Genomic DNA, 9023 nt, shown 5'->3' with positions numbered 1-9023 from the left:
GCGCCGGTCGAGGTCGAGCCGGCGGCCGCCGCCGCGCCGCCGGCCACCGAGGCCGCGTCTTCGGCCGCCGACGTGGCCCCGGCCTTCATTCCGCCGTCGATCGCCGCGCACGGCGACTGAACGGCGCGCAGGACAACGACGCGTGGACGCGACACCGAACATCGAAGACCCGATCAACGACAAGCCGATGCCCCTGCTGGAGCATCTGGTGGAGCTGCGCCGCCGGCTGCTGTACTCGATGGTGGCGTTCCTGCTGATGTTCGCCGTCAGCTGGTATTTCGCGCGCGACATCTATGCCTTCCTCGCGGCACCGCTGGAGGGGCTGCTCGCGCAGCGGCCGGAGTTGCAGGGCGCGATCATCGCGACCGGGCTGACGCGGCCGTTCCTTGTCTACCTGAAGGTCGCCATGTTCGGCGGCGCCTTCATGGGCTTTCCGATCTTCGCGACGCAGATCTGGCTGTTCGTGGCACCCGGCCTGTATCGCAGCGAGAAGAAGGCGTTGCTGCCCTTCCTGATCGCGACGCCGGTGCTGTTCATCACCGGCGCGGCGATCGCGTACTATTTCGTCTTCCCCGTCGCGTGGAAGTTCTTCCTTTCGTATTTTTCCGGCGGCGGGGCGAGCGGCGCGCTGGCGATCAAGCCGCAGATCGACGTGAACGACTATCTCGGCCTGGTGATGAAGCTGCTCTTCGCCTTCGGCCTGACGTTCGAGGTGCCGGTGCTGCTGACGCTTCTCGCGCGCGTCGGCATCGTCTCGTCCAAGGGGCTGAAGCGGGCGCGGCGCTATGCCTTTGTCGGCATGTTCGTCCTGGCCGCCATCCTCGCGCCGCCGGACGTCTATTCGCAGGTCGCGCTCGCGCTGCTGCTGGTGCTGCTGTACGAAATCTCGATCATCGTGGCGCGGTTCGTCGAGCCGAAGCCGGTGGAGGCCTGATGCACGACCTGAAGGCGTTGCGCGCCGATCCGGCGGCGTTCGACGCGGCGCTGGCGCGGCGGGGGATGGCGGCACAGGCGGAGGCGCTGCTCGCCATCGACACCGCGCGGCGCGACGCGCTGACGGCGCTGCAGGGGATGCAGTCGCGGCGCAATGCGCTGTCCAAGGCGGTGGGCGAGGGGCGGCGGCGCGGCGACGACACGGCGCCGCAGGAAGCCGAGGCGACCGCGCTGCGCGCCGAGATGGAGGCGCTGGAGCGCCGGGCGGCGGAGGGTGAGGCGGCGATCGACGAGGCACTCGCCGTCCTTCCCAACATCCTCGACCCCGACGTGCCGGAGGGCGCCGACGAGACGGCCAACGTCGTGCTGCATGTCCATGGCGAGCCCGCCGATCCCGTCGCGTCGCCGCGCGAACATTTCGAACTGGGCGAGGCGCTCGGCCTGATGGATTTCGCCGGCGCGGCGAAGCTCGCGGGCGCCCGCTTCACCGTGCTGCGCGGCGCGCTCGCGCGCATGGAGCGCGCCCTCGGCCAGTACATGCTCGACACCCACACGACCGAGCACGGCTACACCGAGGTCTTACCGCCCTCGCTCGTCAACGACGCGACGATGTACGGCACCGGCCAGTTACCGAAATTCGCTGACGACCTGTTCCGCACCACCGACGGGCGCTGGCTGATCCCGACCGCGGAGGTGCCGCTGACCAACCTCGCGGCCGGCGAGATCCTGGCCGAGACGGCGCTGCCGCTGCGCATGACCGCGCTCACCGACTGTTTCCGCTCCGAGGCGGGCGCCGCCGGGCGCGACACGCGCGGCATGCTGCGCCAGCATCAGTTCCGCAAGGTCGAGCTGGTTTCCATCGCCCATCCCGAGGCCTCGGCCGACGAGCACGAGCGGATGACGCTCTGCGCGGAGACGGTGCTGGCCCGGCTCGGCCTGACCTATCGCCGCGTGCTGCTGTGCGCCGGCGACACCGGATTTTCCGCCGCCAAGACCTATGACCTGGAGGTGTGGTTGCCGGGCCAGCGCGCGTGGCGCGAGATCAGCAGCTGCTCCAACTGCCGCGCCTTCCAGGCGCGGCGGATGAACGCCCGCTTCCGTGCTCGCGACGGCAAGACGCTCGCGCATGTGCACACGCTGAACGGCTCCGGCGTCGCGGTCGGCCGCGCGCTCATCGCGGTGATGGAGACATACCAGCAGGACGGCGGCGCGATCGCCGTGCCGGACGTGCTGCGGCCCTATATGGGCGGTCTCGCGCGGATCGAACGCCCGGAGAACTGAGGGGCGGCGGGGCTGAGGCGGGCGCGGTGACGCCCGCCTCGTTGTCCCTTATTCGGCCGCGTGCGCGACCGGGTCGTTATGCAGATGCCCGACCAGCGGCAGCACCTCGCGCTGGATCAGTTCCAGCGAGTGGCGCCACGCGCGCGGGTTGTCGGCGTAGTCGAAGCCGAAGGTCAGCAGGCTGCCGAAGCCGCCGAGCTCCTCCCAGATCGTCTCGATCTTCTCGGCCACCGTCTTGGGCGAGCCGACCAGCCAGTTCCGCCGCGCGCAGTACTCGACCGTGACGTCGGAATCGGCCATCGCAGGGTCGTGCTTGAGGTAGTCGAGGAAGCCGAAATTGCCGAGCAGCGGCAGGAAATACTCGCGCATCATCCGGCCCATCGGGCCGTCCACCGCCAGCCGCCACGCTTCCTCGTCGGTGTCGGCCACGCAGATTTCGCGGACCAGCCGCCAGTCGTTGCGGTCCGCCGTGCGGCCGGTGCTGCGCGCGCCTTCCTCCACGCTTTCCCAGTGGCTCGCCACATAGGCGGGATTGAGGTTCAGGCTGAGCGGCAGGTAGCCGCGCTCGCCGGCCAGCTTCAGCGTGTCGGACTTCTTCGACAGGCCGGCGACCCCGATGCGCGGATGCGGCGTCTGCAGCGGCTTCAGATGCGGGCGGAGGGTGCCGAACATCAGCTCCGGCTTGGTCACCTTCCAGTATTTGCCCTCGATCGTGAACGGCGCCTCGTCCGACCAGAGGCGCAGGATGATGTCCAGCGCCTCGCGCGTCATCTCGCGGTTCTGGCCGCTCATGCCGTCCACGTGGAACATCACCCAGTCGCTCGGCAGGCCGCTCGCGGCGACGCCGAACAGCAGCCGCCCGCCCGACAGGTGGTCCATCGCCGCCAGCCGGTTGGCGAGTTCGGCCGGGTGGTGATAGGGCAGCAGGAAGCCGCCCGGGCCGAGCTTGATGCGCGTCGTCTCGCGGAAGGCCTGCGCGAGCAGAAGGTCGGGGGCCGGGTTGGGCTCCCACGGGGCGGTGTGGTGCTCGCCGATCCAGCATTCCGAGAAGCCGAGTTCGTCGAGCCAGCGCAGGACCTGCAGGTCCCATTCGGCGCCGGCCCGGAAATCCCGCTCCGGCGGATGGGATGGCATCGTGAAGTAGCCGAACTCCATGGACGTTCCCCTATGGTTGGCGCACTTGCTTCTTGTTGTTATTGCAGCCGAGCCTAGGCGGCGCATCCGGGGCATGCAACCTTGGACGGATAAATGGCCGAGCTTTCCCGCGCAGCCGCGCGCGGCGGCCGGCAGGCCGCCGGTGGGCGGCGAGGGGAGTGGCACATGGCCGACGCTTTCATCTGTGAGTATGTACGCACGCCGATCGGCCGCTATGCCGGCGCGCTGCGCGACGTGCGGACCGACGATCTGGCCGCGCATCCGGTCCGTGTCCTGAAGGAGCGTTGCCCCGCTCTCGACTGGGACGCGGTGGACGACGTGCTGATGGGCTGCGCCAATCAGGCGGGCGAGGACAACCGCAACGTCGCGCGCATGGCGCTGCTGCTGGCCGGCCTGCCGCCGACCATTCCGGGGGCGACGATCAACCGCCTGTGCGGCTCCGGCCTCGACGCGGTCGGGTCGGCGGCGCGGGCGATCCGCGCCGGCGACGCGGACCTGATGCTGGCCGGCGGGGTGGAGAGCATGACCCGCGCCCCGTTCGTCATGGGCAAGGCGACCGAGGCGTTCGCCCGTCAGGCGGACGTGTTCGACACCACCATCGGCTGGCGCTTCGTCAACCCGATGATGCGCGAGCAGTACGGCGTCGATTCCATGCCGGAGACGGCGGAAAACGTGGCCGAGGACTATCAGATCGCCCGCGCCGATCAGGACGCCTTCGCCTTCCGCTCGCAGCAGCGCGCCCGCGTGGCGCAGGAAAGCGGCTATTTCGCCGCCGAGATCGCCCCGGTCGAGATCAGGACGCGCAAGGGCACGCAGACCGTCGCGGTGGACGAGCATCCGCGCGGCGACACCACGCTCGCGGACCTGGCGAAGCTGAAGACGCCGTTCCGCAAGACGGGCGGCACCGTCACCGCCGGCAACGCCTCGGGCGTGAACGACGGCGCGGCGGCGCTGGTCGTCGCGTCCGAACAGGCGGCCGCGCGCCATGGCCTGACGCCGCGCGCCCGTGTCGTCGCGATGGCGACCGCCGGCGTGCCGCCGCGGGTGATGGGCATCGGCCCGGCGCCGGCGACGCAGAAGCTGCTGGCCCGCACCGGGCTGCGGCTGGCCGATATCGACGTGATCGAGCTGAACGAGGCGTTCGCGGCGCAGGCGCTGGCGGTCACCCGCCAGCTCGGGCTCGCGGACGACGCGGAGCACGTGAACCCGCATGGCGGCGCCATCGCCCTCGGCCATCCGCTCGGCATGTCCGGCGCCCGGCTGGCGATGACGGCGGCGCACGCGCTGGAGGTGCGCGGCCAGAAGCGCGCCATCGCCACCATGTGCATCGGCGTGGGGCAGGGAATCGCGATGCTTATCGAGCGGGTCTAGCCCGGCTCGGCTGGCGGCCGGTCGTCCGGGATGATACCCACCGGGCGACGGCCACTTGATCGGAGCACGCCCCCATGAGCGCCATCGCCGACATCATCGCCCGCGAAATCCTCGACAGCCGGGGCAACCCGACGGTGGAGGTGGAGGTGGCGCTCGACAGCGGCGCCGTCGGCCGCGCGGCGGTGCCGTCGGGGGCGTCCACGGGCGCGCATGAGGCAGTCGAACTGCGCGACGGGGACAAGGCGCGCTACGGCGGCAAGGGGGTGCTGACCGCCGTGGCCAATGTCGAGGGCGAGATCTTCGACGCGATCGGCGGCCTCGACCCGCAGGACCAGCTGAAGATCGACAACCTGCTGATCGACCTGGACGGCACGGCGAACAAGTCGCGCCTCGGCGCCAATGCGATCCTCGGCGTCTCGCTCGCGGTCGCCCATGCCGCCGCGGCCGATCTCGGCCTGCCGCTGTGGCGCTACCTGGGCGGGGTCTCCGCGCGCGTGCTGCCGGTGCCGATGATGAACATCGTCAACGGCGGCAAGCACGCCGACAATCCGATCGACATCCAGGAGTTCATGATCCAGCCGGTGGCCGCCGGCACCGTCGCCGACGCCGTCCGCATGGGCGCCGAGGTGTTCGCCGCACTGAAAAAGGGCCTGCACGACGCCGGGCACAACACCAATGTCGGCGACGAGGGCGGTTTCGCCCCCGGTCTGAAATCCGCCGACGAGGCGCTCGCCTTCATCACCCGCGCCTGCGAGCGCGCCGGCTACCGTCCGGGCGAGGACATCACCTTCGCGCTCGACTGCGCCGCGACCGAACTGTTCCACGACGGGGTCTACGTCCTGGAGGGCGAGGGCAAGCGGTTCGACGCCGCCGGCATGACCGACTACCTCGCCGACCTCGCCGCCCGCTACCCGATCGCGTCGATCGAGGACGGCTGCGCCGAGGACGACTGGGAGGGCTGGGCGCACATGACCGCGACCCTTGGCGGGCGCGTCCAGATCGTCGGCGACGACCTGTTCGTCACCAACCCCGAGCGCCTGCGCCGGGGCATCGCGGAGCGCTCCGCCAACGCGATCCTGGTCAAGGTCAACCAGATCGGCACCCTGTCGGAGACCTTGGAGACGGTGGAGATCGCCCACCGCGCCGGCATGGCCGCGGTGATGAGCCATCGCTCCGGCGAGACCGAGGACGCGACCATCGCCGACCTCGCGGTCGCCACCAACTGCGGGCAGATCAAGACCGGCAGCCTCGCCCGCAGCGACCGCACGGCGAAATACAATCAGCTCATCCGCATCGAGCAGGCGCTCGGCCCGGCCGCGCGCTATGCGGGTCGGACGATCCTGCGCCGCTGACGGCCGGGCGATCGGGCTCTCCCGGGCGCTGGCTGCGGCTTCGCGGCCACGTCCGGGCGGAAACGTCCTGCGGGACGGCCAAGCCGGTTCTCCGCCGCCCGGGGCGCCGCTACAAGCTGCCATGAGCAAGCGGCGACTCGGGAAACAGCTCATGGCGATCGGGGCGGGGATCAGACGGCGGCTCCGGGCGGCGGTGCCGCCGGCCATCTTCCTGGCGCTCACCGCCTATTTCTGCTGGAACGCCACCCAGGGAAACCATGGCCTGAAGGCCTATGCCCAGGCGCAGGTGTTGCTGCGCACGGCCCAGGCCGACCTGTCGCAGGCCGTCCACGAACGCGACGCCTGGGAACGGCGCGTGGCCGGGCTCCGCAGCGCCCATCTCGACCGCGACACGCTCGACGAGCGGGCCCGGGCGATGCTCAACCTGACGGACCCGGGCGACGTCATCGTGGCGTACCCGCCGCAGCAGAGGCTGTTCAACTAGCGGCCTCCCGCCGGCCCTCACGGGCCGGTCCGCGCACATCGGCACCCGCCCGGCCATTGGCCGCCGGCGCGGCATACCCAAGTTTCATCCGCCGGCCAGAGCCCCGTTCACCCGACCACTCCATGTTGCATCCAACGCATGGCGGCGTGCCGCCCTGCACGCGGATGTAACAAGGAGGCTCTTGATGCCACGCTACACGCTCCTGCGCGGCCGTACGGCGCGGATGACGGCGACCGCCGTGCTGCTGGCCGGCACGGCGATCGGCGGCTTCGCGGTCGGTCAGGTCGGCTATGCCGATCCGGTCGTCGCGCCGCATGCGATCGCTCCCGCCGCCCCTGCACAGGCGGTGCCGGACTTCGCCAACCTCGTCTCGCGCGTCAGCCCCGCCGTGGTGTCGATCACGACGGAACTCGCCGCCACCCCCGCCGCCGACAACGGCGACGACGACCAGGGCGGCCAGGGCGGGCAGCAGATGCCGTTCCCGTTCATGTTCCGCGCCCCCAACGGCGGCATGGGTGGTGGCATGGGCGGCCATCGCGGCGTGCAGCATGAGGAGGCCCGCGGCTCCGGCTTCCTCGTCGATGCCGACGGCACGATCGTGACGAACAACCACGTCATCGAGCACGCGAAGTCGGTCACCGTCACGCTGGAGGACGGCACCGTCCTGCCGGCCAAGATCATCGGCCGCGATCCGGGGACCGATCTCGCGGTGCTGCGGATCAAGGCGGGTCACAAGCTGCCCTACCTGCAGCTCGGTGACTCCAACGACGTGCGCGTCGGCCAGTGGGTCATCGCGGTCGGCAATCCGTTCGGCCTGTCGGGCACCGTCACGGCGGGCATCGTCTCGGCGCGCGGACGCGACATCGGCGACGGGCCGCTGAACTCGAACTTCATCCAGGTCGACGCCCCGATCAACCGCGGCAACTCCGGCGGCCCGCTGCTGACGCAGGACGGCAAGGTGGTCGGCGTCAATTCCGCGATCTACTCGCCGACAGGCGGCTCGGTCGGCATCGGCTTCGCGATCCCGTCTTCCACCGTCCGCAACGTGGTGGCGCAGCTTGAGGAGCACGGCCACGTCACCCGCGGCTATCTGGGCGTCGAGGCGCAGCAGATCAGCCCGGCACTTGCCTCGGCGATGCATGTGCAGGCCGATCGAGGCCCGGCCCATGCGGGCGCGCTGGTGGCCGATGTCGAGAGTGACAGCCCGGCCGCGCATGCCGGGCTCAAATCGGGCGACATCATCCAGTCCGTCAACGGCCGGACGATCGGCAACCCCGGCGAGCTCGTGAGCGCGATCGCCGGCATGCAGCCGGGCGCGACGGCGACGATCGCCGTGCTGCGCGACGGCGGCACGCACACGCTGGACGTCACGCTCGGCACGCGGCCGTCGGACCTGCAGAACGCCGATGCGACCTCCGGCCAGAGCATGCATCACGAGGGCACCGTCGGTCTCGCCCTCGCGCCGCTGACGCCGGACATGCGCGAGCAGCTCGGCGTTCCGGACGACACCCGCGGCGCGGTGATCGCCGAGGTCCGCTCCGGCTCGCCCGCCGAGCAGGCGGGCCTGCAGCAGAACGACGTCATCCTCGGCGTGGGCGATCACGCTGTGGCGACCCCGCGCGAGGCACGCCAGGCGATCGAGGCAGCGCGCAAAGGCGGCAATTCGGTCGCGCTGCGCGTCCTGCATCAGGGACACCCGCTGTTCGTTGCCATTCCGGGTCAGTCGGACAACGGCGCCGGCTGACCGGGTTCCGCGACCTCTCCGCTGCGACGGGCGGAGAGAAGACTGCGGCCGGGGCGGGCAACCGCTCCGGCCGCTTTGTTTTGCGACCGCGCCATCACGGCGGCGCGCGCATCGGGGTTCCGCCGGACCGCCCGTTCAGCGGATCAGCTGATAGTGCAGCGTGATGTCCACGGTGATGTGGCTGCGGTGCATGCTGTCCGGCGGCGGCAGCAGCTGCGCGTCGCGCCAGACGGACTCGCCGGCCATGTCGAGATACATCGAGCCCGACCGGCCCTCGATCTCAACGTCCGTCACGCGTCCCTGGCTGTCCACGATCAGCGCCAGCTGCACGTCGCCGTCCTCGCCGCGCTCGACGGCCTCCGGCGGATAGAAGCGGTGCGCCAGCCACCAGCGGCGCAATGAGGCGTAGAAATCCGGCCCCGGGTTGCCTTCGCGCACGCGCGCGAAATCCGTCATCATGCTCGATGCCGTGCGTTCCCCGGCGCCCGGATCACCCTGATCATTGAACGACGGCGGCTCCAGCATCGAGCGCGCGATGGAGCGCGGCGCGCGGGTCGAGGGGACCAGCGGCCCGAACGAGTAGTTCATCGGCGCCGGGAAGCCGTTGCGCGACGACGGCGCGCGCGAGGGGCGTTGGCCGGGCCGCATCAGCGGCGGCATCAGCGCGGCCTCGCGCTGCGGGGCGGAAGGGCGCGCCGGCCCG

At 70.9% G+C, this 9023-nt stretch carries 8 protein-coding genes; 6 read left to right on the top strand and 2 right to left on the bottom strand.

Annotation, left to right across the window (positions count from 1 at the left end; all coding sequences use genetic code 11):
- The first annotated feature begins 187 nt into the window (after positions 1–187).
- The gene (gene tatC, locus B8460_RS06850) at positions 188–934 is read left to right on the top strand and encodes a twin-arginine translocase subunit TatC (protein ID WP_048860839.1); all 747 of its coding nucleotides are present in this window, start codon (positions 188–190) and stop codon (positions 932–934) included.
- Positions 934–2214, top strand: a complete 1281-nt coding sequence (serS, locus tag B8460_RS06845) for a serine--tRNA ligase (protein WP_048860837.1) — start codon at positions 934–936, stop codon at positions 2212–2214. Before tatC ends, serS begins: the two co-directional genes overlap by 1 nt.
- 48 nt (positions 2215–2262) lie before the next feature.
- Here serS and B8460_RS06840 read toward each other — a convergent pair whose 3' ends face one another.
- Entirely contained in the window at positions 2263–3369 is a 1107-nt protein-coding gene (locus B8460_RS06840) for an LLM class flavin-dependent oxidoreductase (protein ID WP_048860836.1), read from the bottom strand.
- Positions 3370–3534: 165 nt separating this feature from the next.
- On the opposite strand from B8460_RS06840, the gene pcaF reads away from it, so the two are divergent.
- From pcaF to B8460_RS06820, 4 genes are all read left to right on the top strand, one after another.
- Positions 3535–4740, top strand: a complete 1206-nt coding sequence (gene pcaF / locus B8460_RS06835) for a 3-oxoadipyl-CoA thiolase (protein ID WP_048860835.1) — start codon at positions 3535–3537, stop codon at positions 4738–4740.
- A 74-nt stretch (positions 4741–4814) separates the two neighbouring features.
- Positions 4815–6092, top strand: coding sequence for a phosphopyruvate hydratase (gene eno, locus B8460_RS06830; RefSeq protein ID WP_048860834.1), 1278 nt, complete (start codon positions 4815–4817; stop codon positions 6090–6092).
- A gap of 151 nt (positions 6093–6243) precedes the next feature.
- A complete protein-coding gene (locus tag B8460_RS06825) occupies positions 6244–6576 on the top strand; it encodes an FtsB family cell division protein (RefSeq protein ID WP_048860833.1) in 333 nt (110 codons plus the stop codon).
- A gap of 184 nt (positions 6577–6760) precedes the next feature.
- Positions 6761–8320 (top strand): Do family serine endopeptidase, encoded by a 1560-nt coding sequence (locus B8460_RS06820; protein ID WP_052945156.1) that lies wholly within the window; start codon positions 6761–6763, stop codon positions 8318–8320.
- 135 nt (positions 8321–8455) lie between these two features.
- Here B8460_RS06820 and B8460_RS06815 read toward each other — a convergent pair.
- Positions 8456–9023 (bottom strand): TonB family protein (locus B8460_RS06815; protein ID WP_048860832.1); only part of this gene is annotated, 568 nt, incomplete at its 5' end.

This window comes from Acidisphaera rubrifaciens HS-AP3, assembly GCF_000964365.1.
Lineage (GTDB): Bacteria > Pseudomonadota > Alphaproteobacteria > Acetobacterales > Acetobacteraceae > Acidisphaera > Acidisphaera rubrifaciens.
The sequence above is the reverse complement of the archived record's forward strand: the minus strand, read 5'-3'. Positions and strand labels throughout refer to the sequence as shown.

Excerpts from the sequence above, each read along its gene's own strand:
- eno (WP_048860834.1), top strand. The coding sequence starts at position 4,815 with ATGAGCGCCATCGCCGACATCATCGCCCGCGAAATCCTCGACAGCCGG.
- serS (WP_048860837.1), top strand. The coding sequence starts at position 934 with ATGCACGACCTGAAGGCGTTGCGCGCCGATCCGGCGGCGTTCGACGCG.
- pcaF (WP_048860835.1), top strand. The coding sequence starts at position 3,535 with ATGGCCGACGCTTTCATCTGTGAGTATGTACGCACGCCGATCGGCCGC.
- B8460_RS06820 (WP_052945156.1), top strand. The coding sequence starts at position 6,761 with ATGCCACGCTACACGCTCCTGCGCGGCCGTACGGCGCGGATGACGGCG.
- tatC (WP_048860839.1), top strand. The coding sequence starts at position 188 with ATGCCCCTGCTGGAGCATCTGGTGGAGCTGCGCCGCCGGCTGCTGTAC.
- B8460_RS06825 (WP_048860833.1), top strand. The coding sequence starts at position 6,244 with ATGGCGATCGGGGCGGGGATCAGACGGCGGCTCCGGGCGGCGGTGCCG.
- B8460_RS06840 (WP_048860836.1), bottom strand. The coding sequence starts at position 3,369 with ATGGAGTTCGGCTACTTCACGATGCCATCCCATCCGCCGGAGCGGGAT.